General features: G+C 77.4%; 1 protein-coding gene. It reads left to right on the plus strand.

Annotated features, from left to right (window positions below; translation table 11 throughout):
• A partial coding sequence (locus tag HO151_RS05860) for an acyltransferase domain-containing protein (RefSeq protein ID WP_173895034.1) occupies positions 1-1,483 on the plus strand: 1,483 nt, incomplete at both ends.

The raw sequence follows: 1,483 nt of genomic DNA on the forward strand, positions 1-1,483 counted from the left end.
GTGCGCGCGACGGCCCGCACCGGCGAGGCCGTCGCCTTCGTCTTCCCCGGCCAGGGCTCCCAGTGGCCCGGCATGGCCCGCGAACTCCTGGACACCTCCGCGGTGTTCGCCGCCCGTCTCGGCCAGTGCGCCGACGCCCTCGCCCCGTACACCGGCTTCCCGCTCCCGGACGTCGTCCGCGGTGCGCCCGGCGCCCCCGGGCTCGACCGCCTGGACGTCGTGCAGCCCGCGCTGTTCGCGGTGATGGTCTCCCTCGCGGAGGTGTGGCGCGCCCACGGCGTCGAGCCCGCGGCCGTGGTCGGGCACAGCCAGGGGGAGATCGCCGCCGCCTGCGTCGCCGGAGCCCTCACCCTCGACGACGCCGCGAAGGTCGTGGCCCTGCGCGCCAGAGCGCTGCGGGCCCTCGCCGGGCGCGGCGGCATGGCGTCGGTGGCCCTGTCCGCCGACCGCGTACGGGAACGTCTCGCACCCTGGGACGGGCGGATCACGCTCGCCGCCGTGAACGGCCCCGATTCGACCGTCGTCTCCGGCGACCCCGAAGCCCTGGCCGGACTCCTCACGGCCCTGGAGGACGACGGCGTACGGGCCCGCGCCGTCCCCGTCGACTACGCCTCGCACGGTCCGCACGTCGAGGAGATCCGCGCGGAGCTGTCCGGGGCCCTGGCCGGTGTCGCGCCCCGCCCGGCCGCCGTGCCCTTCTACTCGACCGTCACCGGCGGCCTCCTGGACACCGGACGGCTCGACGCCGCCTACTGGTACGACAACCTCCGGCACACCGTCGAGTTCGAGCGGGCCACCCGCGCCCTGCTCGCCGACGGCCACCGCGTCCTCCTGGAGGTCGGCCCGCACCCCGTGCTGACCCCGGCCCTCCAGGACACCGCTGCCGCCGCCGGCACCGACGCCCTGGCCCTCGGCACGCTGCGCCGCGACGACGGCGGCCCGCGCCGGGTGCTCACCGCGCTCGCGGAACTGCACGTGCGCGGTGTCCGCGTCGACTGGGACACCGTCCTCGACGGACACCGCCGCCGGCGCGTCAACCTGCCCACGTACGCCTTCCAACGCGAACGCCTCTGGCTGGAGGAGAGCGGCGGACCCGCGGGCGACGCCAGCTCCCTCGGCCTCGACCCCTGCGGGCACCCGCTCCTCGGCGCCGTCGTCGCGCTCGCCGACAGCGAGGGCCTGCTGTTCACCGGCAGGCTCTCGCTGCGCACCCACCCCTGGCTCGCCGACCACACCGTCCGGGGCAACGCCCTGCTGCCCGGCACCGCGTTCCTCGAACTCGCCGTCCTCGCGGGCGACCGCGCCGGCTGCTCCCACATCGACGACCTCACGCTCGAAGCCCCCCTGACGCTGCCGCGGGACGGCGGCGTCGTCCTGCGCCTGTCCGTCGGCGCGCCGGCCGCCGACGGCACCCGCGCCCTGGCCCTGCACGCCCGCCCCGACGGCCCGGACCCGGACCCGGACGAGGGGTGGACCCGCCACG

The sequence above is a fragment of the Streptomyces sp. 8P21H-1 genome, from assembly GCF_013302945.1.